We start from the raw sequence: 23,831 nt of genomic DNA on the forward strand, positions 1-23,831 counted from the left end.
GAACGACGCCTTCGGCTACTACGGCGACCGCAACAACGCCGAGTTCGGCGTCGTGCGCGCCGGCCTGAACTTCAAGTTCGGCACCTACTAAGACCCCTTGCCTCACGGCAAACCTGAAAGGCCCGGGATCTCTCCCGGGCCTTTTTGTTGTTGATCCCTCTGGACTTCGAGCCGCCGGCCGTGGCTCAGCCGGTGCGTGGCGGCTTGCGAAGAGCGTTACTCGACGATGGTCACGACCTTGCGGGTCTGCGGGTCGATGAGGACCACGTCGTCGTTGTAGACGAAATACTGGTAGCCTTTGACGGACGGCACGTCGGACACGATCGTCTCGGGCACGGCCTGCAACTCCACGCTGTCCGGCACCGTCCAGCCCACCGTCACCCTCTCCTTGAACGTGACGGGCTTCGCCGTGGTCAGCCTTTCCCGAATGACGGTGCGCTTCTCCGGAGCGATGGTGATCGAGCCGGTCGTATCGGCGGATGTCGTGGTGGTCGTCGTCACGGAGGTCTGGGCCACGGCGGGAGCTGCGGTCAGCAGGCCGAGAGCGGCCGTCGCAACGTGCAGCGATTTCATGTCGTGTCTCCTCTGAAATGATAAGGGCGGACAGCCCATCCACGACAGCCGGTCTAACTCTTTTGGGTGATGCGCCGTTCCACGCTGGGCCTTGGCATTTCTCGCTCACGCTCGAAGTTCGACCGGTCATCCGGGCACAAAAAAGCCGGAGCCTTTCGGGCTCCGGCGGAGGAGACTGCGCGACCGCAGTCGGGAGGAACGATCGGTTCCTGCTCAGCAGGAATAGTACATCTGGAACTCGACCGGATGCGGGGTCATCTCGAAGCGGGCAACCTCCGCCATCTTCAGCTCGATGTAGCTGTCGATGAAGTCGTCGTTGAAGACGCCGCCGGCCTTCAGGAAGGCGCGATCCTTGTCGAGGCTGGCCAGCGCCTCGCGCAGCGAGCCGCAGACGGTCGGGATCTTCTTCAGCTCGCGCGGCGGCAGATCGTAGAGATCCTTGTCCATCGCCTGGCCGGGGTCGATCTTGTTCAGGATGCCGTCCATGCCGGCCATGAGCAGGGCCGCGAAGGCGAGATAGGGGTTCGCGGTCGGATCGGGGAAGCGAACCTCGACGCGCTTGGCCTTGGGCGAGGTCGTCCACGGAATGCGGCATGAGGCGGAGCGGTTGCGGGCCGAGTAGGCGAGCAGCACCGGAGCCTCGTAGCCTGGGACGAGACGCTTGTAGGAGTTCGTCGACGGGTTCGTGAAGGCGTTCAGCGCCTTGGCGTGCTTGATGATGCCGCCGATGTACCACAGGCACTCCTGAGACAGGTCGGCATACTTGTTGCCGGCGAACATCGGCTTGCCGTCCTTCCAGATCGACTGGTGCACGTGCATGCCCGAGCCGTTGTCGCCATAGACCGGCTTCGGCATGAACGTCGCGGTCTTTCCGTAGGACTGGGCGACGTTGTGGATGCAGTACTTGTAGATCTGCATCTCGTCGGCGGTCTTCACGAGCGTGTTGAACTTGGTGCCGAGCTCGTGCTGGGCCGAGGCAACCTCGTGGTGGTGCTTCTCGACGGTCACGCCCATGGCCGCCATGGCGGCGAGCATCTCACCGCGCATGTCCTGGGCCGAGTCGAGCGGCGGCACCGGGAAGTAGCCGCCCTTGATCGGGATGCGGTGGCCGAGATTGCCGCCCTCGTAGTCCCTGTCGCCGTTGGTCGGCAGCTCGGAAGCGTCGAGCTTGAAGCCTGTGTTGTACGGGTCGGCCATGAACTTCACGTCGTCGAAGATGAAGAACTCGGCTTCTGGGCCGACATAGACCGTGTCGCCGATTCCGGTGGACCTCAGGAACGCCTCGGCCTTCTTGGCGATGCCGCGCGGATCGCGCTCGTATGGCTCGCCCGTAGCCGGCTCGAGAATGTCGCAGACGATCGACAGGGTGGAGGCGGCGAAGAAGGGGTCCACCTGCGCCGTCGTCGGATCGGGCATCAGCACCATGTCGGATTCGTTGATCGCCTTCCAGCCGGCGATCGAGGAGCCGTCGAACATGACGCCGTCCGCGAACAGGTCCTCATCGACCATGGAGACGTCGAAGGTGACGTGCTGCCACTTGCCGCGCGGATCCGTGAACCGGAAATCGACATACTTGATGTCGTTGTCTTTGATCGCCTTCAGCACATCCTTGGCGGTCTGCATGATTTGATGGTCCTCTTCTGGCCTTAAGTTTTCCGCGGCCCTGGGCCTCGGTGTCGAAAGCAAGCTCAGATCGCGTCGGATCCGGTCTCGCCTGTCCTGATGCGAACGGCCTCTTCGACCGTCGAAACGAAAATCTTGCCGTCGCCGATGCGACCCGTCTGGGCCGCCTTGCGGATTGCCTCGATGGCGCTCTCGACCATGTCGTCGCTCAGGACGATCTCGAGCTTCACCTTCGGCAAGAAGTCGACGACGTACTCGGCGCCGCGATAGAGTTCGGTATGACCCTTCTGGCGCCCAAAACCCTTGGCCTCGATGACGGTGATGCCCTGGAGGCCGACCTCCTGAAGGGCTTCTTTGACTTCATCGAGCTTGAAAGGCTTGATGATGGCTTCAATTTTCTTCATCCGGTGAACCGCTTCAGTTCGAGGTTTGCCGCTTTTAGCACCAGCAGGAGGTGCCTTCCATGGCTCCAGCCCATGAAAGCCCGTACTTTTGCCGCTTGGAAGAGCAGCGTCTGATTAAAGTTTGTGCACCTGCACCATTCGTAATCTTCACGGCTCAAAACTAGGCTGAGACCCCGCCATGGCGCCTCCAGAACTCATCCTGACCCCCCACGAAATGGCCCGGGCGGATACTGCGACCATCGCGTCCGGCACCCCGGGACTCGATCTCATGCGTCGTGCAGGACGCGCCGTCGCGGATGCGGCGAGGCGGATGACGGCGCCGGGGGGCCGCATTCTCGTGGCTGCCGGTCCTGGCAACAATGGCGGCGACGGCTTCGTGGCCGCCACGGCCCTGGCGGCCGACGGCTTCGATGTCGCCGTGGTGCCTCTCGGCCGGATCGACCGGATGCGGGGCGATGCGGCCGAGGCCGCCAGCGGCTGGCATGGCGAGGTCGTTCCTGCCGAAGAGGCGCGATTCCATGAGGCCGACCTCGTTATCGACGCCCTGTTCGGCACCGGCCTCGCACGTGATCTCGACGGCGCCGCCCGGTCTCTGGTCGAGCAGATCGACGCCGCGGGGCGGCCTGTCCTGGCAGTCGACCTGCCTTCGGGGCTCGACGGGGAAACGGGCGACGTGCGCGGGGTGGTGATCAAGGCGGTCCGCACCGTCACCTTTGCGGCTCGCAAGCCTTGCCATCTCCTGATGCCGGGTCGGGCCTATTGCGGGCCGGTGGAGGTCGCCGACATCGGCATCTTGCCGGAGACCCTGTCCGCGGTAAGCGGACAGCTCTTCGTCAACAGTCCCGATCTCTGGCGGGCTCACCTTCCGAAGCCGGACCTGGCCTCACACAAATACGACCGTGGCCATACGCTGGTCGCCTCGGGCGGGGCGACCCGGACCGGCGCGGCCCGGCTTGCCGCCGTGGCGGCGCTCAGGATCGGATCGGGACTCGTCACGATCGCCTCGCCGCCTGAGGCACTGGGGGTCAATGCCGCCCACCTCACCGCCGTCATGCTGCGGGGCTGCGACGGGCCGGAGGGGCTCTATCACATCCTCAAGGATCCACGGTTCAACGCGCTCGTGCTGGGCCCGGCGCTCGGCATCCATGCCAATACGCGGGCCATGGTGGCCGTGGCGGTGCAGGCACAGCGCAGCCTCGTGCTGGATGCGGACGCGCTGACATCGTTCGAGGATCTGTCATCCGAGCTCCACCAGGCCTTCCGGCAAGCGCCGACGGTGCTCACGCCGCACGAGGGCGAGTTCAAGCGCTTGTTCAGCGGACATCCGGATCTCCTTGATCCGCCGTCGAAAGTCGAGCGGACGAGACGGGCGGCGGCCTATACCGGAGCGGTGTTGCTTCTGAAGGGCTCGGACACGGTGATTGCGGCGCCGGACGGACGCGCGGCCATCAACGAGAACGGGACGCCCTATCTTGGAACTGCAGGCTCGGGCGATACCCTTTGCGGCATCATCGCGGGCCTGATGGCGCAGGGGCTGCCGGCCTTCGAGGCCGCCTGCGCCGGAACCTGGATCCACGCGGAGGCGGGAGCGGGTTTCGGGCCGGGCCTCATTTCCGAGGACCTCGCCGGCCTCCTCCCGGGAGTCCTGCGCGACCTGCTTAGGTGACCTCGATCCAGGTCCAGAGCCCCCGGTCGAAGCGCTCCATCACGGTCGACGCCAGGAGCCACTTGCCCGGGTTGTCGGCCACGAAGGCGATGCGGATGGTGCGAGTCTCCGGAACCTGAGCCGTATCGAGAAAGTAGGGGTCCCAGCCGTCGTCGAGCGGATGGAGCAGGCGGAAAACATGTCCGTGGAGATGAAGCGGCTGGACCATCGGCGTCTGGTTGGTCAGCGTCAGCACCACGGGAGAGCCGCGCTTCACCTTCAGGAGCGGCGCGCCCGCGACGGACCCCGCCGCCCCATTGATCGTCCATGGGCTTCCGGCGCCCGCCGGTGCCTTGATGACCACGTCCTTGCGGGTCGCCGCCTGGAGCTTGATCGTATCCGGCAGGGCCTTGTTCGGCGCAAGGGGCGCGATGGCCGGCAGAGGAGGGCGATTCTCTCCAGTGGTGACGACCTCGACCAGCGGAAAGCCGTTGCCGACCATCGCCATGACCGTGCCGGTGACGTTCGGCTCCGCGGGCAGGTCGACCAGAAGGTCATAGCGAGAGCCGGGCGCGAAGGGGAGCGAGGCCTTCAGGGGCTCGAAGGTGTCGGTCGGCTGGCCGTCGATGGCGATGATGAACGGCTTGAGACCGTCGAATCTCAGGCGCATGGCGCGCGCGTTGCAGGCATTGGCGAGACGCAGGCGCACCCGCCCGCCCTGCGGCGCTTCGACCCGGAACGGGGTGGCTTTGCCGTTGACGCTCAGAAGGTTCCCGAGGCGCCCGGCGGGGTTCTCTCGCGAAGCCTCATCGAAGGGCGCGAGCGAGCCGTCCTCACCGAGACTCCAATCGTCGACCAGGAGGGGAATGTCCGCGTCGACCTGGGGCGGATCCTTCTCGTCCACGATCAACAGGGCGGAGAGCCCGCGCTCGAGGGGTTCGGCGCTTCCCCCGAGGACGCAGGGGCGGATCAGAAAGGTGCCGGCATCGGGCGGCGTGAGGCGGTATTCGAAGGATTGGCCGGGCGGCACCGGATCCTGTGTCAGTCCACCGACGCCGTCCATTGCGTTCGGGCCGCGAATCCCTTGGAAATGGAGGGAAAGAGGCTTCGGTGTCTCGTTGCGGAGGGCTAATCGAAGCTCGCTGCCGTGCTTGATCCTCACGGCCGGAGCCAACTCGCCGTTGAACGTCCAGATCTCCGCCTCCTGGCCCGCATCCGGGCGGAGCCGCCGCTGAGTCGGCTTCGCGACCAGGGTCGGTGAGACGACAGTGCCCAGTCCCTCGACCTTCCCCGCAGAGGGCGCCGGCTGGGCGAAGCCGCACCGGGGGATGCTCGCCACGGAGGCTGTCAGTCCGGCAAGGGCGGCGCGGCGAGTGATCATGGACGACTCATCTATAAAGAAGGGGCAGGGCTGTCGGTAAAGCGTTGAACGCCAACGGCCAAGTTTGGTTGCTTTTGCGCCGGGAAGCCCCAACTTTTTTGATGCACCAAATATTCACCGTGTTATAGAGCCGCGTCCGGACGATGGGGCGCGTGCATCGCGCCGCCTCCCGCGCGGGCGTGGCGGAATTGGTAGACGCACTGGATTTAGGTTCCAGCGGCGAAAGTCGTGGGGGTTCGAGTCCCTCCGCCCGCACCAATCCCGTCAGATTGGTATCCGGACGGCTCCTTCGGCCTGGTTGACGGCGTCACGCCGCCTCGGCCGGAGCCTGGGACACAGATTTTTCGAGTGAATGAAGGCGAATGACATCATGCAGGTGACGGAAACACTGTCCCAAGGCTTGAAGCGAGAATTCAAGGTCGTGCTGCCCGCAACCGAGCTGGAGCAGCGCCTGAACGACGAACTGGCGACCCTCAAGGACCGCGTGCGTCTGAACGGTTTCCGTCCCGGCAAGGTGCCGGTCGGTCACCTCCGCCGGGTCTACGGCCGTTCCGTCATGGGTGACGTGGTCCAGAACGCCGTCAACGAGGCGAACCGCAAGATCGTCGAGGACAACAGCCTCAAGCTGGCCTTCGAGCCGCAGATCAAGTTCCCGGAGAACCAGGACGAGATCGAGAAGGCCATGGACGCCAAGGGCGACCTCGCCTTCACGGTGGCTCTCGAGGTTCTGCCGACCTTCGACCTGATCGACGTCTCCGACGTCGAGGTGAAGAAGCCGGTGGTCGAGGTCACGGACGCCGAGATCAACGAGTCGCTCGAGCGCATGGCCAAGCAGAACCGCTCCTTCGAGCCGAAGGATGGCAAGGCCGAGAACGGCGACCGGGTGGTCGTGGACTTCGTTGGCCGGATCGACGGCACGGAGTTCGAAGGCGGCAAGGGCGAGGACATCCGCGTGGAGCTCGGCTCCAACACCTTCATCCCCGGCTTCGAGGACCAGCTGGTCGGCCTCCAGGCCGGCGACACCAAGCTCGTGAAGGTCGCCTTCCCGACCAACTACCTGGCGCCGCACCTGGCCGGCAAGGACGCCGAGTTCGACGTGACCGTGAAGGCCGTCGAGGCTCCGGGCGAGCTGAAGATCGACGACGAGCTCGCCAAGGGCTTCGGCATGGAGTCCCTCGACAAGCTCAAGGACGCCATCCGCGACGCGATCCGCAAGGACTTCGACGCGCAGTCCCGCCGCAAGGTGAAGAAGGAGCTCCTCGACGCCCTCGACACCCGCTACAGCTTCGATCTGCCCCCGAGCCTCGTGGAGCAGGAATTCGCTGCCGTGTGGTCGCAGGTCGAGGCGGACATGAAGTCCAACAACCGCACCTTCGCGGACGAGGACACCACCGAGGAGGAGGCACGTGCGGAGTACCGCAGGATCGCGGAGCGTCGCGTCCGTCTCGGCTTGGTCCTTGCACAGATCGGTGAGAAGTCCGATATCAAGATCTCCGACGATGAGGTCACCCAGGCTCTCATCGAGCGGGTCCGCCAGTACCCTGGCCAGGAGAAGCAGGTTTGGGAGTTCTACCAGAAGAACCCGCAGGCCCTTGCTGAGATCCGGGCGCCTCTGTTTGAGGAAAAGGTCGTCGATCAGATCCTGTCGCAGGTGAAGGTCGTCGACGAGACCGTGACCAAGGAGGCGCTGTTCGGCGACGACGAGGGCGAGGAAGCCGCGTCCGAGACGAAGGCCAAGGGCGGAAAGAAGGCTGGCAAGAGCGAGTAACGCCCTTTCAAGCGTCTCGCCGCTAGCATCATTTTGAACGGCCGCGCGACCGCGCGGCCGGACTTTTGGAGCAGTGAGACGATGAGAGATCCGGTCGCCCTCTTTAACAACACGCTCGTCCCGATGGTGGTCGAGCAGTCGAATCGCGGCGAACGCGCCTTCGACATCTATTCGCGCCTCCTGCGTGAGCGGATTATTTTCCTCACCGGGCCGGTGGAAGACTACTCGGCTTCGCTGATCGTGGCGCAGCTCCTGTTCCTCGAAGCCGAGAACCCTAAGAAGGAAATCTCCTTCTACATCAATTCGCCCGGCGGCGTGGTCACCTCGGGCCTGTCGATCTACGACACGATGCAGTTCATCCGCTGCCCGGTTTCGACCCTCTGCGTCGGCCAGGCCGCCTCGATGGGCTCGCTGCTCCTGGCCGCCGGCGAGGCCGGCCAGCGCTTCGCCCTCTCGAACGCCCGAATCATGGTTCACCAGCCGTCCGGCGGCTACCAGGGCCAGGTGACGGACATCATGATCCATGCCCGCGAGAGCGAGGCCTTGAAGCGCCGCCTCAATGAAATCTACGTGAGGCACACGGGCCAGGATATCGGGGCGGTCGAGCAGGCCCTGGAGCGCGACAACTTCATGACGGCCGATGCAGCCAAGGAATTCGGCATCATCGACCAAGTCCTGTCGAAGCGCCCCGAGCCGACCACCCCGGTCGGACCTACGGCCTAACCCCTAAAATCTGGGGACAAATTCCTCCCGGATGCGTCTTTTTGGCGTGCGGCCGCGTTCCTATTGATCATGCATCATTCGCATGTTTGCATGGGGATTCGGGAGGCAAGATAATTTTCGTGGCTCGGATTCTCAGCGCCGGAACCTTTCATTAGCTCCGGCGCTCATAAACTGAAGGGTGCCCGGCCGGCATGTGGCCGACCTGGTACCGATTGGAGATGTGATAATGACCAAGGCTGGCGGCAACGACTCCAAGAGCACGCTGTACTGCTCCTTCTGCGGCAAGAGCCAGCATGAGGTTCGCAAGCTGATCGCTGGCCCGACCGTTTTCATCTGCGATGAATGCGTCGAGCTGTGCATGGACATCATCCGCGAGGAGTCGAAATCGTCGCTCGTGAAGTCGCGCGATGGGGTTCCTACTCCCAAGGAAATCAGCCGCGTTCTCGACGACTACGTGATCGGGCAGGAGCACGCCAAGAAGGTGCTCTCTGTTGCAGTGCACAACCACTACAAGCGCCTCGCTCACGCGACGAAGCATAACGACGTGGAGTTGGCGAAGTCCAACATCCTCCTGATCGGCCCCACGGGCTCGGGCAAGACCCTGCTGGCGCAGACCCTCGCCCGGATCCTGGACGTGCCGTTCACTATGGCGGACGCCACGACCCTTACGGAAGCCGGCTACGTCGGCGAGGACGTGGAGAACATCATCCTCAAGCTGCTCCAGGCCTCCGACTACAACGTCGAGCGGGCGCAGCGCGGCATCGTCTATATCGACGAGATCGACAAGATCTCCCGGAAGTCCGACAACCCGTCGATCACCCGCGACGTGTCGGGCGAGGGCGTGCAGCAGGCGCTCCTGAAGATCATGGAAGGCACTGTCGCCTCCGTGCCTCCGCAGGGCGGCCGCAAGCACCCGCAGCAGGAGTTCCTGCAGGTCGACACCACGAACATCCTGTTCATCTGCGGCGGCGCCTTCGCGGGCCTCGAGCGGATCATCGCCGGCCGCGGCAAGGGTACGTCGATCGGCTTCGGGGCGTCCGTCAGCGCGCCTGACGACCGGCGCACGGGCGAGATCTTCCGTGAGGTGGAGCCCGAGGACCTGCTGAAGTTCGGCCTCATCCCCGAGTTCGTGGGCCGTCTCCCGGTCCTGGCGACCCTCGAGGATCTCGACGAGGAGGCTCTGAAGAAGATCCTCCAGGAGCCGAAGAACGCCCTGGTCAAGCAGTATCAGCGCCTCTTCGAGATGGAGAACGTCAACCTGACCTTCCAGGACGAGGCCCTGTCGATGATCGCCCGAAAGGCGATCGAGCGGAAGACCGGCGCCCGCGGCCTGCGGTCCATCATGGAAGGCATCCTGCTCGAGACCATGTACGACCTGCCGGGCCTGGACTCGGTGGAGCAGGTGGTCATCGGCCCCGAGGTCGTGGAAGGAAAGGCCAAGCCGCTTTTCATCCACGGCGACCGTGGGGAGCAGACCGCCAGCGCGAGCGCCTGAGGCCCGCGGGGTTACCTAACGACAATAAGCATGGCGGGTGTGCCGTTCTTGAAACATTCTACCCGCCACGCCACATTATCTCTGACGCGACCGTCGTCAGCTCATTTCCCGAGGGACGGCGCCGCGTACCGGATGCAGCAATCATAAAAAGCTCGAGCGTTCCGGTTTTTCGTCCGCAGGCCAGCTTATCGGAGGGGCCGAACGGGCGCAGTCAAAAGGATGTCGTCTTATGACACAATCGAAGCCACGTCAGCCTGTCGTTCCAGGCTCGACCGGAACCTACGCGGTTCTGCCTCTGCGCGATATCGTCGTCTTCCCGCACATGATCGTGCCGCTTTTCGTCGGCCGCGAGAAGTCCATCCGAGCGCTTGAGGAAGTGGTCAAGGGGGACCGTCACATCCTCCTGGCGACCCAGATCGATGCGACGGATGACGATCCTGCCGCCGATGCGATCTACAAGGTCGGTACTCTGGCCAGCGTGCTCCAGCTCCTGAAGCTGCCCGACGGCACCGTCAAGGTGCTTGTCGAAGGTGCGAGCCGTGCCAAGGTCAAGGCCTATACTCAGACCGAAGAATATTACGAAGCGGAAGCAGAGGTGCTCCCGGACTCCCTGGGCGACCAGATCGAGGCCGAGGCTCTTGCCCGCTCCGTCGTGTCGGAATTCGAGAACTACGTGAAGCTGAACAAGAAGGTCTCTCCGGAGGTCGTCTCGGCGGTCACGCAGATCGACGAGCCCGCGAAGCTCGCCGACACCATCGCGTCCCACTTGGCCATCAAGATCGCCGACAAGCAGGCGATCCTTGAGATCCCGACCGTCGCCCAGCGCCTCGAGAAGGTGCTCGGCCTGATGGAGAGCGAGATCTCGGTGCTCCAGGTCGAGAAGCGAATCCGCACCCGCGTCAAGCGTCAGATGGAGAAGACGCAGCGCGAGTATTACCTCAACGAGCAGATGAAGGCGATCCAGAAGGAGCTCGGCGACGACGAAGGTCGCGACGAGCTGGCCGAGCTCGAGGAGAAGATCGAGAAGACCAAGTTCACGAAGGAAGCCCGCGAGAAGGCGATGGGCGAGCTCAAGAAGCTCCGCCAGATGTCGCCGATGTCCGCGGAAGCCACCGTCGTGCGCAACTATCTCGACTGGCTGCTCGGGATCCCGTGGAACCGCCGCTCGAAGATGAAGAAGGACCTCAAGGTCGCCCAGGACGTGCTCGACGCCGATCACTACGGCCTCGACAAGGTCAAGGAGCGCATCGTGGAGTATCTGGCCGTGCAGCAGCGCGCCAACAAGCTCACGGGTCCGATCCTCTGCCTCGTCGGCCCTCCGGGCGTCGGCAAGACCTCGCTCGGCAAGTCGATCGCCAAGGCCACGGGCCGCGAGTTCGTGCGCATGTCGCTCGGCGGCGTGAGGGATGAGTCAGAGATCCGCGGCCACCGCCGGACCTATATCGGCTCGATGCCCGGCAAGATCATCCAGTCGATGCGCAAGGCCAAGACGTCCAACCCGCTCATCCTGCTCGACGAGATCGACAAGATGGGCATGGACTTCCGCGGCGACCCGTCGGCGGCCCTGCTCGAGGTGCTCGACCCGGAGCAGAACAGCACGTTCAACGACCACTACCTGGAGGTCGATTACGACCTGTCGAACGTGATGTTCGTGACCACGGCGAACACGCTCAACATCCCGGCTCCGCTCCTGGACCGCATGGAGGTGATCCGCATCGCGGGTTACACCGAGGAGGAGAAGGCCGAGATCGCCCGCACGCACCTGATCCCGTCCGCCATGAAGAAGCATGGCCTCGAGGTGAAGGAGTGGGAGATCGGGGATGAGGCGCTGCTCATGCTGATCCGGCGCTACACCCGGGAGGCGGGCGTCCGCAACCTGGAGCGCGAGCTCGCCAACCTCGTCCGCAAGGCCGTGAAGGAGATCCTCCTGACCAAGGTCAAGAAGGTCGAGGTGACCACCGCCAACCTGCCCGACTTCCTTGGGCCCCCGCGCTATCGCTACGGCGAGGCCGAGACCGAGGACATGGTCGGTGCGGTCACGGGCCTGGCCTGGACCGAGGTCGGCGGCGAGCTGCTCACGATCGAAGGCATCATGATGCCGGGCAAGGGCAAGATGACCGTCACGGGCAATCTCCGGGACGTCATGAAGGAATCGATCTCGGCCGCGGCGTCCTATGTCCGCTCCCGGGCCGTCGATTTCGGCGTCGAGCCGCCCCTGTTCGATCGCCGCGACATCCACGTACACGTGCCGGAAGGCGCCACGCCCAAGGATGGCCCGTCGGCCGGCATCGCCATGGGGACCGCGATCGTGTCCGTCATCACGGGCATCCCGGTCCGTCGTGACATCGCCATGACCGGCGAGGTCACGCTGCGGGGCAGGGTGCTTCCCATCGGCGGCCTGAAGGAGAAGCTCCTGGCGGCGCTCCGCGGCGGCATCAAGAAGGTCTTGATCCCCGAGGAGAACGCCAAGGATCTGGTCGACATCCCGGCGAGCGTGAAGAACGGTCTCGAGATCGTTCCGGTCTCGATGATGGATCAGGTGCTCCAGCACGCCCTGGTGCGCATGCCCGAGCCCATCGAATGGGACGAGGCATCCGTGCTGAAGGCGCCCAAGACGCCGGCCGTCGAGGACGACTCGGTCGGGGTCGTGGCCCACTAAAACTGACGTTACGTCACTTCATTATCGGGCCCCCGGACGGCAAATCCGGGGGCTCTTTTTTTGCTTGAGAATCGTAAAAACCGGCTGTTTTCAGCCAGTTCGGGGCTTGCATACGGACTAGCTTTACGCCAGAGGGATGATCCCTGAAACGGTGGCACATATTCCTTTTTGGCTACCGTGATCACTGGAGGACAAAAAGATGAACAAAGGCGAGCTCGTTGCGGCCGTCGCCGACAAGGTGGGTCTGACGCGGGGCCAGGCTGGTGAGGCGGTCGACGCCGCCATCGAGGCCATCACCGGTGCGCTCAAGAAGGGCGACGAGGTGAAGATCGTCGGCTTCGGCACCTTCGTGGTGACCAACCGCGCCGCCGGCGAGGCCCGCAACCCGCGCACCGGTGAGAAGGTGACGGTTCCGGCCTCGAAGACTCCGAAGTTCCGCGCCGGCGCGGGCCTGAAGGATGCCGTGAACGCGAAGTAACCGCTTTTTCAGCGACGATCGCTTCAAAGAGGGCCGACCGCGCTTGCGTTGTCGGCCTTCTCTTTTTATGTGGGACAAAGCGGGCGGTTAGCTCAGTTGGTAGAGCATCTCGTTTACACCGAGAGGGTCGGCGGTTCGAGCCCGTCACCGCCCACCATTTCAAGGTTCCCGGCACGATTTTCGGATCGGCGACAAGGAACGCTTGACAGGGGTCGGGGGCCCTCGTAAACCGCCTCCACACCGCTTCGGCGGTCCGATGCGCGGGCGTAGCTCAGTCGGTTAGAGTGCCGGCCTGTCACGCCGGAGGTCGCGGGTTCGAGCCCCGTCGCCCGCGCCACTTCCTTAGCAGAACATCGATATGCGCCGGCAGGTGATGGATCCGCATCGCCAGAGGCCGGCTTGCCGCCCGACTGCTGCTCCTTCAGCCTAATTCCCTTGCGTCACTGCGCCCCCGGAGTCCGGTTGGGACCATTTCGCAAGCTGTGCGTTATCAGCCGGGAGGTTGAGGCGCAGGAACATGTGGTTTTCGAAGACCTTCACCGAGATTTCGAATCGCGTTTCACAGGCGACGGGCCGTCCGGCCACCTTTGCAGCCGCGGTTGCCATCATCATCCTCTGGGCCGTTACCGGCCCCGTCTTCCACTTCTCCGACACGTGGCAGCTCATCGTGAACACGGGCACCACGATCGTGACCTTCCTGATGGTCTTTCTGATCCAGAACACCCAGAATCGCGACGGTGCGGCCATCCAGGCCAAGCTGGACGAGCTGATCCGGGCCAGCGCGGCCCAGAACGTGTTCATTGGGATCGAGCACCTGACCCAGGACGAACTCGACGAGATCCGGGCTCACTGCGAGGCCAAGGCTAGGGCCGAAACCGCCGCAAACCAGGCCGAAGACCATGCCAACCGCAAGGCGGCCAAGGCTGCCGAGAAGGCCACTTCATAGTTTAGAAGTCTTCTTTTGCGGCGCGTCAAACACTTGTCAGGGAAGGGGATCTCGGATAAGCCTCGCCCCGCAATCAGCGTTGTCGCAGGGCCTTCTCTCGGGCCGGTCTGCGGATTAAATGCTTGATTGTTGCCGGCTTTAAGCCGCGCCTCGTTTCTTTAGGTGTCGCATGACGAATCTCCTCGCCGACTACCTGCCTCTCGTGATCTTCATCGGCGTGTCGCTCGTGATCGGGCTGGCGCTGCTCGTGGCCCCGTTCATCGTGGCCTATAGCCGCCCCGACACGGAAAAGCTGTCGGCTTACGAGTGCGGGTTCAATGCCTTCGATGACGCCCGCATGAAGTTCGACGTGCGGTTCTACCTCGTCGCCATTCTGTTCATCATTTTCGACCTCGAAGTGGCGTTCCTGTTCCCGTGGGCGATCACCTTCGGAAACCTGGGCTGGTTCGGCTTCCTCTCCATGATGATCTTCCTTGGGGTGCTGACGGTCGGGTTCATCTACGAGTGGAAGAAGGGAGCCCTGGAATGGGATTGATCGCCGAGAACCAGACGCTGGTCGCCCCCGCTCCCCGCGGCATCATCGACCCCAACAGCGGTCAGCCGGTCGGCTCCACCGACCCTTATTTCGTCGGGATCAAGGACGAGCTCGCCGACAAAGGCTTCCTGGTCACCTCGACTGAGGACCTGATCACCTGGGCGCGCACCGGCTCGCTCATGTGGATGACCTTCGGTCTCGCCTGCTGCGCGGTCGAGATGATGCAGATGTCGATGCCGCGCTACGACGCCGAGCGCTTCGGCTTCGCGCCCCGCGCCTCGCCGCGCCAGTCCGACGTGATGATCGTGGCCGGCACGCTGACCAACAAGATGGCCCCCGCGCTCCGGAAGGTCTACGACCAGATGCCCGAGCCGCGCTACGTCATCTCCATGGGCTCCTGCGCCAATGGCGGCGGCTACTATCATTATTCCTACTCGGTGGTGCGCGGCTGCGACCGCATCGTGCCCGTCGACATCTACGTTCCGGGCTGCCCCCCCACCGCCGAAGCCCTGCTTTACGGCGTGCTGCTTCTGCAGAAGAAGATCCGCCGCACCGGCACGATTGAGCGCTGAGCAAAGGTCAACTGATGAGTGCTGAGCTCCAAGCTTTGAGCGACCACATCGCCTCGTCCCTCGGCGAGGCGGTGACGGACCGCACGATCGCCTTCGGCGAGCTGACGATCGTCGTCCGCGGCCAGGACATCGTGCGGGCAGTCACCTTCCTGCGCGACGATCCGCAGTGCCGCTTCGTCTGCTTCATCGATATCTGTGGCGCGGACTATCCGGCCCGGGAGAAGCGCTTCGACGTGGTCTACCACTTCCTGGCGCCGCACCATAACCGCCGCATCCGCGTGAAGGTCGAGACCGACGAGGCGACTCCCGTCCCTTCGGTCATCAGCGTCTTCCCGGCCGCGAACTGGTTCGAGCGCGAGGCCTACGACCTCTACGGCATCCTGTTCTCGGGCCACCCGGACCTGCGCCGGATCCTGACCGACTACGGGTTCGAGGGCTTCCCTCTCCGCAAGGACTTCCCGATGACGGGCTTCGTCGAGGTCCGCTACGACGAGGCCCAGGGCCGCGTGGTGTATGAGCCGGTCAAGCTCAACCAGGAATTCCGCAACTTCGATTTCCTCTCGCCCTGGGAAGGCACGGACTACGTGCTGCCCGGTGACGAGAAGGCCAAGGCATAAGGCGGGACGCTCATGGGCGAGCACAACATCCGCAACTTCTCGATCAACTTCGGTCCGCAGCATCCGGCGGCGCACGGCGTGCTTCGCCTCGTGCTGGAGCTCGACGGCGAGATCGTCGAGCGCGTCGATCCGCATATCGGCCTGCTGCACCGCGGCACCGAGAAGCTGATCGAGTACAAGACCTACGTTCAGGCCAATCCCTATTTCGACCGGCTCGACTATGTCGCGCCGATGAACCAGGAGCACGCTTACTGCATGGCCGTCGAGCGGCTCCTCGGCATCGAGGTTCCGCGCCGCGCGCAGCTCATCCGCGTCCTCTTCTCGGAGATCGGCCGGCTGCTCTCTCACCTCCTCAACGTGACGACGCAGGCCATGGACGTCGGCGCGCTCACGCCGCCCCTGTGGGGCTTCGAGGAGCGCGAGAAGCTCATGATCTTCTATGAGCGCATCTCCGGGTCGCGCATGCACGCGAATTATTTCCGGCCCGGCGGCGTCAACATGGACATCCAGCCGGAGCTGATCGACGACATCGAGGCCTTCTGCGACCCCTTCCTGAAGGTGCTCGACGATCTCGACACCCTCGTGATCGGCAACCGCATCTTCAAGCAGCGCAACGTCGACATCGGCGTGCTCACTCTGGACGATTGCTGGGCCTGGGGCTTCTCGGGGCCGCTCGTCCGCAGCTGCGGCGTGGCGTGGGACCTGCGCAAGTCGCAGCCCTACGAGTGCTACGAGGAGATGGAATTCGACATCCCCGTGGGCAAGAACGGCGACAACTACGACCGCCAGGTCATCCGCATGGAGGAGATGCGCCAGAGCGTGCGCATCATGCGCCAGTGCCTGACCAAGCTGCGCGCACCGGACGGGCAGGGGCCGGTCACGACCCTCGACGGCAAGGTCGCGCCTCCATCCCGCAAGGATATGAAGCGCTCCATGGAAGCGCTGATCCACCACTTCAAGCTCTACACGGAAGGCTTCCACGTGCCGGCCGGCGAGGTCTACACCGCCGTCGAGGCGCCGAAGGGCGAGTTCGGCGTGTATCTCGTGTCGGACGGCACCAACAAGCCGTATCGCTGCAAGATCCGCGCTCCGGGTTTCGCGCACCTCCAGGCCATGGATTTCATGTGCCGCGGGCACATGCTCGCCGACGTGGCGGGCATCCTGGGCTCGATCGACATCGTGTTCGGCGAGGTGGATCGCTGAAGATTCAATGCCCGAGCCCGGGGATCGGGCAAGGCGAAAGGTTCAAGTCGTGAATGGCCGGGGCTCTGCCCCGGCCATGACGATGAGGAGAAGAATGAATGGCCGTTCGTAAGCTCGCGCCTGAAAACATGCAGCCCAAGAGCTTCGCGTTCTCGCCCGAGACCGAAGCTTTTGCGGATCAGCAGATCGCCAAGTACCCGCCGGGCCGCCAGGCTTCGGCGGTGATCGCTCTCCTGTTCAAGGCTCAGGAGCAGGCGGGCGGCTGGCTGCCTCAGAAAGCCATCGAGGCCGTCGCGGCCAAGCTCGACATGGCGCCGATCCGCGTCATGGAGATCGCGACGTTCTATACGATGTTCAATCTGGAGCCGGTCGGAAAGTACTTCATCCAGTTCTGCGGCACGACGCCTTGCCAGCTCCGCGGCGCGGGCGATATCAAGAAGGTGCTCGAGAAGCGGATCGGCGACCAGAACCACGTCACGGCGGACGGCACCTTCTCGTGGCTCGAGGTCGAGTGCCTCGGCGCCTGCTGCAACGCCCCGATGGTGCAGATTAACGACGATTACTACGAGGATCTCACTCCTGAGAACTTCGACAAGCTCCTCGACGATCTCGCGGCCGGCCGGCCGGTGAAGAAGGGCTCGCAGATCGGCCGCAGCACGTCCGAGCCGTTCGAGGCCGTCAACACCCTGCAGGATCCGTCCCTCTACGACGGTTCCGTGATTGGCGCCTGGCGCAAGCGCTTCGAGGAGACCGCAAAGCCGGCAGAGACGGCCGAGCCCGCTGCTGCGGCCGCCAGCGTTCCGCAGGAGGTCAAGGCCGCGAAGCCGACCGCCGGCCGTCCGATCGAGAGCGACGTCGCCGATACGCCGGCCAAGCGGGCGAAGGAAGGCGAGACCCCGGTCAACCCGGCCGACCGCGCCGGTGCGGCGGATCAGACGAAAAACACCGTGGTCGACCAGCGCAAGGAGAGCGGCGACAAGCCCGCCCCCCAGAGCAGCAAGTCCTACGTGGCGACGCCCAGCAAGCCCGAAGAGGGCAAGGTGACGCCCGAGGCGCCGACGACTCCGGTCGCCGGCACGAGGCCGGCCCAAGCCGAGACCCGCCGCGACGGCAGCGAGAGCAAGCCGGCCGTGGTGGTCGACAAAGACAACAAGACGTCCTGATGGAGTGATCGGGAATGCTTCAGGACAGAGATCGCATTTTCACCAACCTGTACGGCTTCCATTCACCCGGCCTCCAGGCCGCGAAGATGCGGGGCGCGTGGGACGGCACCAAGTTCCTGCTCGAGAAGGGCCGCGACTGGATCATCGACGAGATGAAGGCCTCGGGGCTCCGCGGACGCGGCGGCGCCGGCTTCCCTACCGGGCTGAAATGGTCGTTCATGCCCAAGAAGTCCGACGGGCGTCCGCACTACCTCGTGGTGAACGCCGACGAGTCGGAGCCGGGCACCTGCAAGGACCGGGAGATCATGCGGAACGATCCGCATCTTCTGGTCGAGGGATGCCTGATCGCGTCCTTCGCCATGGGGGCGAACGCCGCCTACATCTACATCCGCGGCGAGTACATCGCCGAGCGGCATGCGCTCCAGCGGGCGATCGACGAGGCCTATGAGGCCAAGCTGATCGGCAAGGACAACATCCACGGCTATCCCTTCGACCTCTACGTCAGCCACGGCGCAGGCGCCTATATCTGCGGCGAGGAGACGGCGCTCATCGAGAGCCTCGAAGGCAAGAAGGGCATGCCGCGCCTGAAGCCGCCGTTCCCGGCCAATATGGGCCTCTACGGCTGCCCGACGACCGTGAACAACGTAGAGTCGATCGCCGTTGCCGGCACGATCCTGCGCCGCGGCGCCGCCTGGTTCGCCGGCATCGGCCGCCCGAACAACGTGGGCACCAAACTCTTCTGCGTGTCGGGCCACGTGAACAAGCCCTGCAACGTCGAGGAGGCCATGGGCCTCACCTTCCGCGAGCTGATTGACAGCCATTGCGGCGGCATCCGCGGCGGTTGGGACAACCTTCTGGCGGTGATCCCCGGCGGATCCTCGGTGCCGCTCGTTCCCGCCGAGCAGATCATCGACGCGCCGATGGACTTCGATACCCTGCGAAACCTGCGCTCGGGTCTCGGCACCGCCGCCGTCATTGTGATGGACAAGTCCACGGACGTGGTCCGCGCCATCGCCCGAATCTCGTACTTCTACAAGCACGAGAGCTGCGGCCAGTGCACCCCGTGCCGTGAAGGCACGGGCTGGATGTGGCGCGTGCTCACCCGCATGGCGGAGGGCCGCGCCCAGAAGCGCGAGATCGACATGCTTCTTGAGGTTTCGACCCAGATCGAGGGCCACACCATCTGTGCGCTCGGCGACGCGGCGGCTTGGCCGGTGCAGGGCCTGATCCGCCACTTCCGGCACGAGATCGAGAAGCGGATCGACGACTACGCGGCGAACCCGCATTCAGAATCCGTCATGATCGCGGCGGAGTGAGATTGAGAGATGGCCAAAATCATCGTTGATGGCGTCGAGGTCGACGTTCCGCCGGAATACACCCTGCTCCAGGCCGCCGAGGCGGCCGGGGCGGAAATTCCGCGCTTCTGCTTCCACGAGCGGCTTTCGATCGCCGGCAACTGCCGCATGTGCCTCGTCGAGGTGAAGGGCGCGCCCAAGCCTGTGGCGTCCTGCGCCTGGGGTGTGCGCGACTGCCGTCCGGGCCCCAACGGCGAGCCGCCCGAGGTTTCGACCAAGTCGCCGACGGTCAAGAAGGCTCGCGAAGGGGTGATGGAGTTCCTCCTCATCAACCACCCGCTCGATTGCCCGATCTGCGATCAGGGCGGCCAGTGCGACCTGCAGGACCAGGCCATGGCCTACGGCGTCGACACCAGCCGCTACCACGAGAACAAGCGCGCCGTGACCGACAAGTATCTCGGCCCGCTGGTCCGCACCTCCATGAACCGGTGCATTCACTGCACCCGCTGCGTCCGCTTCACCACCGAGGTGGCGGGCGTGGAGGACATGGGCGCCCTGTGGCGCGGCGAGGACATGGAGATCACGAGCTATCTCGAGAAGGCGCTCGGCTCCGAGCTGCAGGCGAACGTGGCGGATCTCTGCCCGGTCGGAGCGCTCACCCACAAGCCGGAAGCCTTCCACTACCGCCCTTGGGAACTCACGAAGACCGACTCGGTCGACATCATGGACGCGGTCGGCTCTTCGATCCGCGTCGACTCCCGTGGCCGCGAGGTGATGCGCATCCTGCCGCGCGTGAATGAGGACGTGAACGAGGAGTGGATCACCGACAAGGCCCGCCAGATCGTGGACGGCCTGCGGCTCCAGCGTCTCGACCGTCCGTTCGTCCGCGAGAACGGCCGCCTGCGTCCCGCCACTTGGCAGGAGGCCTTCGCGACCGTCGCTAACCGGGTCAAGGGAACGGATCCGAAGCGCATCGGCGCCATCGTCGGCGATCTCGCCGCGGTCGAGGAGATGTACGCCCTCAAGCTCCTGATGCAGAGCCTCGGGGTCGCGAACATCGACGCCCGCCAGGACGGCACGGTGCTGTCGCCGGCCCATGGCCGCGGCTCGTACCTGTTCAACTCCACCATCGCCGGAATCGAAGAGGCCGATGCGATCCTGATCGTGGGCTCGAACCCGCGCATCGAGGGTTCGCTCGTCAACGTGCGCATCCGCAAGCGCTGGCGCCAGATCGCGCTTCCGATCGCCATGATCGGCGAGAACGCGGACCTGACCTATCCGGTGGACTACCTCGGCGCCGGTCCCGAGACGCTGGCGGACATCCTCGCCGGTCGCCACAGCTTCGCCGAAGCGCTCAAGGGCGCCGAGAAGCCGTTAGTCATCGTGGGGCAGGGGGCGCTCTCCCGTCCCGACGGGCTTGCCATCCTGTCGCTCGCGGCTCAGCTGGCGCAGAGCATCGGCGCGGTCAGGGAAGGCTGGAACGGCTTCTCGGTCCTGCATACGGCCGCATCCCGTGTCGGAGCGCTCGATCTCGGCTTCGTGCCGGGCGAGGGCGGCCTGACGGCGCAGCAGATGGCGCAGGGCGGTGTGGACTTGCTATTCAACCTCGGTGCCGATGAGATTGATGTCGCTCCGGGCGCCTTCGTGATCTACCAGGGCACCCACGGCGACCGCGGAGCACACCGCGCCGACGTGATCCTGCCGGGCGCCACCTACACGGAGAAGTCCGGCACTTTCGTCAACACGGAGGGACGGGTCCAGATAGCCAACCGCGCGGCCTTCGCGCCGGGCGAAGCCCGCGAGGACTGGGCGATCCTGCGCGCCCTGTCGGACGTGCTGGGTCACCGCCTGCCCTTCGACTCGCTCAACGCCCTGCGGGCGAAGCTCTATGCGGAGTTCCCGCATTTCGCCGCAATCGAGACGATCACGCCCGCCGACGCGGCGTCGGCCGTCCAGGCCCTCGCGGGCCTCGGCGGCAGCCCGGGACGCGACGCATTCGTCAGCCCGATCAAGGACTTCTACCTCACGAACCCGATCGCACGCGCGTCCGGCGTCATGGCCGAGTGCTCCGCACTCGCCCGTGAACTCCGGCTCGAGGCGGCCGAGTAAGAGGATCGGATCATGGAATTCGGAGACATCATCCTCGCGGTCGCGATCATGCTGGGCAAGAGCCTGCTCATGCTCGTGGCGCTGCTCGTGTTCATCGCCTACGCGCTCTATGCGGACCGCAAGGTCTGGGCGGCGGTGCAGCTGCGCCGCGGCCCGAACGTGGTCGGCCCCTGGGGCCTGCTGCAATCCTTCGCGGACCTGCTCAAGTTCGTGCTCAAGGAGCCGGTGATCCCGTCCTCGGCCAACAAGGGCATGTTCCTGCTGGCGCCGCTGCTGATGTGCACGCTCTCGCTCGCCGCCTGGGCGGTGATCCCGCTCAACGCGGGCTGGGCGATCGCCGACATCAACGTGGGCATCCTGTACATCTTCGCGATCTCGTCGCTCGGGGTCTACGGCGTCATCATGGGAGGTTGGGCCTCGAACTCGAAGTACCCGTTCCTGGGTGCGCTTCGCTCGGCGGCCCAGATGGTGTCTTATGAGGTCTCCATCGGCTTCGTGATCGTGACCGTGCTCATGTGCGCCGGCACCCTGAACCTCTCGGCCATCGTGGAGGCCCAGAACACGGCGCTCGGCATCTTCGGCTGGTACTGGCTGCCGCTCTTCCCGATGTTCGTGGTGTTCTTCATCTCGGCCATGGCCGAGACGAACCGCCCGCCCTTCGACCTGCCGGAGGCGGAATCGGAACTCGTGGCCGGCTACATGGTGGAGTATTCCTCGACCCCGTACCTGCTCTTCATGCTGGGTGAGTACGTGGCCATCATGACCATGTGTGCCCTGGGCACGATCCTGTTCCTCGGCGGCTGGCTGTCCCCGATCCCGTTCGCGCCCTTCACCTGGATTCCGGGCGTGATCTGGTTCGTTCTGAAGGCCAGCTTCCTGTTCCTCCTCATCGCCATGGTGAAGGCCCTGGTGCCCCGCTACCGCTACGATCAGCTCATGCGCCTCGGCTGGAAGGTGTTCCTGCCGCTCTCGCTGGCCATGGTCATCCTCGTGGCGGCCGTCCTGATGATCACCGGCACCGCGCCGGGCATGCGCTAACGGAGATCGGCGAAATGAAGCTCGATCAGGTTGCCAAGTCGCTTCTGCTGAAGGAGTTCGTGGCGGGGTTCATCCTCACCGTGAAATACTTCTTCAAGCCGAAGGCGACGATCAATTACCCCTTCGAGATGAGCCACCGCGGGCCCCGCTTCCGCGGCGAGCATGCCCTGCGCCGCTACCCCAACGGGGAAGAGCGCTGCATCGCCTGCAAGCTCTGCGAGGCGATCTGCCCGGCCCAGGCGATCACCATCGAGGCGGGCCCACGCCGGAACGACGGCACCCGCCGCACGACCCGGTACGACATCGACATGGTGAAGTGCATCTATTGCGGCATGTGCCAGGAGGCCTGCCCGGTCGATGCCATCGTGGAAGGCCCGAACTTCGAGTTCTCGGTCGAGACCCGCGAGGAGCTCTACTACGACAAGGCCAAGCTGCTCGAGAACGGCGAGCGCTGGGAGCGCGAGATCGCGCGTAACCTCGTCAAGACGGCGCCCTACCGGTAAGGGCGATCCTGCCCTGCAAACAGGGCAGGGGGCAAACAGGCCGGACGGGTTGTCCCGTCCGGATTCGGAAACTATAGACGGGCCGCCGGATTCCCCGGAGCCACGTCGGAAGGGGCCGCTCCACGCGGCTTGAGCTGAAGCATGACGGTTACCGCTGCCTTCTTCTATCTCTTCGCGACGATCACCGTCGCCTCGGGCTTCATGGTGATCGCCTCGCGCAATCCCGTGCAGTCGGTGCTTTTCCTCATCCTGGCCTTCGTCAACGCGGCGGGACTCTTCCTGATGATGGGCGCCGAGTTCCTGGCGATGATCCTGGTGATCGTCTATGTCGGCGCGGTCGCGGTGCTGTTCCTCTTCGTGGTCATGATGCTCGACGTGGACTTCGCCGAGCTGCGCCAGGGCTTCCTGCAGTACCTGCCGGTCGGCGGCCTGATCGGCATCGTGTTCCTGCTCGAGCTGGTGCTGGTGATCGGCGCCTACGTGGTCGATCCGGGTCTCGTCCGGACCCCTTCGGTCCCGATCCCGGCGCCGGACGTCATGACGAACACCGAGGCCCTCGGCCAGGTGCTCTACACCCGCTACTTCTACTTCTTCCAGGCGGCCGGCCTGATCCTTCTGGTCGCCATGATCGGCGCCATCGTCCTGACGTTGCGTGAGCGCGTCGGCGTCCGTCGCCAGGACATCACGAAACAGAACGCCCGGACGCAGGAGACCGCGGTCGAGGTGCGGAAGGTTCCCTTCCGCCAGGGCATCTAAGGGAGACAGCGATGGTCATCGGTCTTGGTCATTATCTCACCGTCGCCGCTGTGCTCTTCACGCTCGGCGTCTTCGGGATCTTCATCAACCGGAAGAACGTGATCGTCATCCTGATGTCGATCGAGCTCATCCTGCTCGCCGTCAACATCAACATGGTGGCGTTCTCGACCCATATGAACGACATCGTCGGCCAGGTCTTCGCGCTGCTGATCCTCACGGTCGCGGCCGCGGAGGCGGCGATCGGCCTCGCCATTCTGGTGGTCTTCTTCCGCAACCGCGGCTCCATCGCGGTCGAAGACGTCAACATGATGAGGGGCTAAGGCCCGAACGGCGAAGTAAGAGACC

The 23,831-nt window shown here is 64.6% G+C and carries 22 protein-coding genes and 3 tRNA genes; 21 read left to right on the forward strand and 4 right to left on the reverse strand.

What is annotated here, in order from left to right; all coding sequences use genetic code 11:
• Window positions 1-216 precede the first annotated feature (216 nt).
• The 3 genes from DES45_RS19005 to DES45_RS19015 form a co-directional block, all read right to left on the reverse strand.
• On the reverse strand, window positions 217-573 hold the full coding sequence (locus tag DES45_RS19005; protein ID WP_114771624.1) for a DUF1236 domain-containing protein: 357 nt from the start codon (window positions 571-573) through the stop codon (window positions 217-219).
• A gap of 213 nt (window positions 574-786) precedes the next feature.
• Entirely contained in the window at window positions 787-2,196 is a 1,410-nt protein-coding gene (gene glnA / locus DES45_RS19010) for a type I glutamate--ammonia ligase (RefSeq protein ID WP_114771625.1), read from the reverse strand.
• 65 nt (window positions 2,197-2,261) lie between these two features.
• On the reverse strand, window positions 2,262-2,600 hold the full coding sequence (locus DES45_RS19015) for a P-II family nitrogen regulator (RefSeq protein ID WP_114771626.1): 339 nt from the start codon (window positions 2,598-2,600) through the stop codon (window positions 2,262-2,264).
• A 178-nt stretch (window positions 2,601-2,778) separates the two neighbouring features.
• Here DES45_RS19015 and DES45_RS19020 point away from each other — a divergent pair, with 178 nt between their 5' ends.
• Window positions 2,779-4,266, forward strand: a complete 1,488-nt coding sequence (locus DES45_RS19020) for an NAD(P)H-hydrate dehydratase (RefSeq protein ID WP_114771627.1) — start codon at window positions 2,779-2,781, stop codon at window positions 4,264-4,266.
• Here DES45_RS19020 and DES45_RS19025 read toward each other — a convergent pair.
• The gene (locus tag DES45_RS19025; RefSeq protein WP_114771628.1) at window positions 4,259-5,626 is read right to left on the reverse strand and encodes a multicopper oxidase family protein; all 1,368 of its coding nucleotides are present in this window, start codon (window positions 5,624-5,626) and stop codon (window positions 4,259-4,261) included. The two genes, DES45_RS19020 and DES45_RS19025, sit on opposite strands and share 8 nt — an antisense overlap.
• A 173-nt stretch (window positions 5,627-5,799) precedes the next feature.
• Here DES45_RS19025 and DES45_RS19030 point away from each other — a divergent pair.
• The 20 genes from DES45_RS19030 (at window position 5,800) to nuoK (ending at window position 23,806) form a co-directional block, all read left to right on the forward strand.
• Window positions 5,800-5,884, forward strand: a tRNA-Leu gene (locus DES45_RS19030).
• 112 nt (window positions 5,885-5,996) lie between these two features.
• Window positions 5,997-7,394 carry a trigger factor gene (tig, locus tag DES45_RS19035; RefSeq protein WP_114771811.1) on the forward strand — a complete coding sequence of 466 codons (1,398 nt, stop codon included), beginning with the start codon at window positions 5,997-5,999 and terminating at the stop codon, window positions 7,392-7,394.
• A gap of 81 nt (window positions 7,395-7,475) precedes the next feature.
• Window positions 7,476-8,117: an ATP-dependent Clp protease proteolytic subunit gene (locus tag DES45_RS19040; protein WP_114771629.1), complete on the forward strand. Its 642-nt coding sequence runs from the start codon at window positions 7,476-7,478 to the stop codon at window positions 8,115-8,117.
• A gap of 226 nt (window positions 8,118-8,343) precedes the next feature.
• Complete coding sequence (clpX, locus tag DES45_RS19045; RefSeq protein ID WP_114771630.1) at window positions 8,344-9,612, forward strand: ATP-dependent Clp protease ATP-binding subunit ClpX; 1,269 nt, start codon at window positions 8,344-8,346, stop codon at window positions 9,610-9,612.
• A gap of 229 nt (window positions 9,613-9,841) precedes the next feature.
• Entirely contained in the window at window positions 9,842-12,271 is a 2,430-nt protein-coding gene (gene lon, locus DES45_RS19050) for an endopeptidase La (protein WP_114771631.1), read from the forward strand.
• A 199-nt stretch (window positions 12,272-12,470) separates the two neighbouring features.
• Window positions 12,471-12,749: an HU family DNA-binding protein gene (locus DES45_RS19055; protein WP_114771632.1), complete on the forward strand. Its 279-nt coding sequence runs from the start codon at window positions 12,471-12,473 to the stop codon at window positions 12,747-12,749.
• Window positions 12,750-12,830: 81 nt separating this feature from the next.
• Window positions 12,831-12,906 (forward strand) — tRNA-Val (locus DES45_RS19060).
• Between the two features lie 103 nt (window positions 12,907-13,009).
• A tRNA-Asp gene (locus DES45_RS19065) sits at window positions 13,010-13,086 on the forward strand.
• 180 nt (window positions 13,087-13,266) lie between these two features.
• Window positions 13,267-13,695: a low affinity iron permease family protein gene (locus tag DES45_RS19070; RefSeq protein ID WP_114771633.1), complete on the forward strand. Its 429-nt coding sequence runs from the start codon at window positions 13,267-13,269 to the stop codon at window positions 13,693-13,695.
• 169 nt (window positions 13,696-13,864) lie between these two features.
• Window positions 13,865-14,230 (forward strand): NADH-quinone oxidoreductase subunit A, encoded by a 366-nt coding sequence (locus DES45_RS19075; RefSeq protein ID WP_114771634.1) that lies wholly within the window; start codon window positions 13,865-13,867, stop codon window positions 14,228-14,230.
• The gene (locus DES45_RS19080; protein ID WP_114771635.1) at window positions 14,221-14,802 is read left to right on the forward strand and encodes a NuoB/complex I 20 kDa subunit family protein; all 582 of its coding nucleotides are present in this window, start codon (window positions 14,221-14,223) and stop codon (window positions 14,800-14,802) included. The genes DES45_RS19075 and DES45_RS19080 overlap by 10 nt, the downstream gene beginning before the upstream one ends.
• Before the next feature lie 14 nt (window positions 14,803-14,816).
• Window positions 14,817-15,419, forward strand: coding sequence for an NADH-quinone oxidoreductase subunit C (locus tag DES45_RS19085; RefSeq protein ID WP_114771636.1), 603 nt, complete (start codon window positions 14,817-14,819; stop codon window positions 15,417-15,419).
• 12 nt (window positions 15,420-15,431) lie between these two features.
• Window positions 15,432-16,622: an NADH-quinone oxidoreductase subunit D gene (locus DES45_RS19090; protein ID WP_114771637.1), complete on the forward strand. Its 1,191-nt coding sequence runs from the start codon at window positions 15,432-15,434 to the stop codon at window positions 16,620-16,622.
• 98 nt (window positions 16,623-16,720) lie between these two features.
• Entirely contained in the window at window positions 16,721-17,785 is a 1,065-nt protein-coding gene (nuoE, locus tag DES45_RS19095) for an NADH-quinone oxidoreductase subunit NuoE (protein WP_114771638.1), read from the forward strand.
• Between the two features lie 14 nt (window positions 17,786-17,799).
• A complete protein-coding gene (gene nuoF, locus DES45_RS19100) occupies window positions 17,800-19,101 on the forward strand; it encodes an NADH-quinone oxidoreductase subunit NuoF (RefSeq protein ID WP_114771639.1) in 1,302 nt (433 codons plus the stop codon).
• Window positions 19,102-19,110: 9 nt separating this feature from the next.
• Window positions 19,111-21,189, forward strand: a complete 2,079-nt coding sequence (nuoG, locus tag DES45_RS19105) for an NADH-quinone oxidoreductase subunit NuoG (RefSeq protein WP_114771640.1) — start codon at window positions 19,111-19,113, stop codon at window positions 21,187-21,189.
• A 12-nt stretch (window positions 21,190-21,201) separates the two neighbouring features.
• Window positions 21,202-22,227 (forward strand): NADH-quinone oxidoreductase subunit NuoH, encoded by a 1,026-nt coding sequence (nuoH, locus tag DES45_RS19110; protein ID WP_114771641.1) that lies wholly within the window; start codon window positions 21,202-21,204, stop codon window positions 22,225-22,227.
• A 14-nt stretch (window positions 22,228-22,241) separates the two neighbouring features.
• A complete protein-coding gene (gene nuoI / locus DES45_RS19115) occupies window positions 22,242-22,730 on the forward strand; it encodes an NADH-quinone oxidoreductase subunit NuoI (RefSeq protein WP_114771642.1) in 489 nt (162 codons plus the stop codon).
• A 141-nt stretch (window positions 22,731-22,871) separates the two neighbouring features.
• A complete protein-coding gene (locus DES45_RS19120; protein ID WP_114771643.1) occupies window positions 22,872-23,486 on the forward strand; it encodes an NADH-quinone oxidoreductase subunit J in 615 nt (204 codons plus the stop codon).
• 11 nt (window positions 23,487-23,497) lie between these two features.
• Window positions 23,498-23,806: an NADH-quinone oxidoreductase subunit NuoK gene (gene nuoK / locus DES45_RS19125; RefSeq protein WP_114771644.1), complete on the forward strand. Its 309-nt coding sequence runs from the start codon at window positions 23,498-23,500 to the stop codon at window positions 23,804-23,806.
• Window positions 23,807-23,831: the final 25 nt, after the last annotated feature.

Origin of the sequence: Microvirga subterranea (genome assembly GCF_003350535.1) — a bacterium.
Classification (GTDB): domain Bacteria; phylum Pseudomonadota; class Alphaproteobacteria; order Rhizobiales; family Beijerinckiaceae; genus Microvirga; species Microvirga subterranea.

What these genes read in the sequence shown, in the direction of transcription:
- nuoH (WP_114771641.1), top strand. Translation starts at nt 21,202, where the DNA reads ATGGAATTCGGAGACATCATCCTCGCGGTCGCGATCATGCTGGGCAAG.
- DES45_RS19015 (WP_114771626.1), bottom strand. Translation starts at nt 2,600, where the DNA reads ATGAAGAAAATTGAAGCCATCATCAAGCCTTTCAAGCTCGATGAAGTC.
- tig (WP_114771811.1), top strand. Translation starts at nt 5,997, where the DNA reads ATGCAGGTGACGGAAACACTGTCCCAAGGCTTGAAGCGAGAATTCAAG.
- nuoF (WP_114771639.1), top strand. Translation starts at nt 17,800, where the DNA reads ATGCTTCAGGACAGAGATCGCATTTTCACCAACCTGTACGGCTTCCAT.
- DES45_RS19040 (WP_114771629.1), top strand. Translation starts at nt 7,476, where the DNA reads ATGAGAGATCCGGTCGCCCTCTTTAACAACACGCTCGTCCCGATGGTG.
- DES45_RS19090 (WP_114771637.1), top strand. Translation starts at nt 15,432, where the DNA reads ATGGGCGAGCACAACATCCGCAACTTCTCGATCAACTTCGGTCCGCAG.
- DES45_RS19005 (WP_114771624.1), bottom strand. Translation starts at nt 573, where the DNA reads ATGAAATCGCTGCACGTTGCGACGGCCGCTCTCGGCCTGCTGACCGCA.
- DES45_RS19070 (WP_114771633.1), top strand. Translation starts at nt 13,267, where the DNA reads ATGTGGTTTTCGAAGACCTTCACCGAGATTTCGAATCGCGTTTCACAG.
- nuoE (WP_114771638.1), top strand. Translation starts at nt 16,721, where the DNA reads ATGGCCGTTCGTAAGCTCGCGCCTGAAAACATGCAGCCCAAGAGCTTC.
- nuoI (WP_114771642.1), top strand. Translation starts at nt 22,242, where the DNA reads ATGAAGCTCGATCAGGTTGCCAAGTCGCTTCTGCTGAAGGAGTTCGTG.
- DES45_RS19025 (WP_114771628.1), bottom strand. Translation starts at nt 5,626, where the DNA reads ATGATCACTCGCCGCGCCGCCCTTGCCGGACTGACAGCCTCCGTGGCG.
- lon (WP_114771631.1), top strand. Translation starts at nt 9,842, where the DNA reads ATGACACAATCGAAGCCACGTCAGCCTGTCGTTCCAGGCTCGACCGGA.
- DES45_RS19085 (WP_114771636.1), top strand. Translation starts at nt 14,817, where the DNA reads ATGAGTGCTGAGCTCCAAGCTTTGAGCGACCACATCGCCTCGTCCCTC.
- DES45_RS19080 (WP_114771635.1), top strand. Translation starts at nt 14,221, where the DNA reads ATGGGATTGATCGCCGAGAACCAGACGCTGGTCGCCCCCGCTCCCCGC.
- DES45_RS19020 (WP_114771627.1), top strand. Translation starts at nt 2,779, where the DNA reads ATGGCGCCTCCAGAACTCATCCTGACCCCCCACGAAATGGCCCGGGCG.
- nuoK (WP_114771644.1), top strand. Translation starts at nt 23,498, where the DNA reads ATGGTCATCGGTCTTGGTCATTATCTCACCGTCGCCGCTGTGCTCTTC.
- DES45_RS19075 (WP_114771634.1), top strand. Translation starts at nt 13,865, where the DNA reads ATGACGAATCTCCTCGCCGACTACCTGCCTCTCGTGATCTTCATCGGC.
- DES45_RS19120 (WP_114771643.1), top strand. Translation starts at nt 22,872, where the DNA reads ATGACGGTTACCGCTGCCTTCTTCTATCTCTTCGCGACGATCACCGTC.
- DES45_RS19055 (WP_114771632.1), top strand. Translation starts at nt 12,471, where the DNA reads ATGAACAAAGGCGAGCTCGTTGCGGCCGTCGCCGACAAGGTGGGTCTG.
- glnA (WP_114771625.1), bottom strand. Translation starts at nt 2,196, where the DNA reads ATGCAGACCGCCAAGGATGTGCTGAAGGCGATCAAAGACAACGACATC.
- nuoG (WP_114771640.1), top strand. Translation starts at nt 19,111, where the DNA reads ATGGCCAAAATCATCGTTGATGGCGTCGAGGTCGACGTTCCGCCGGAA.
- clpX (WP_114771630.1), top strand. Translation starts at nt 8,344, where the DNA reads ATGACCAAGGCTGGCGGCAACGACTCCAAGAGCACGCTGTACTGCTCC.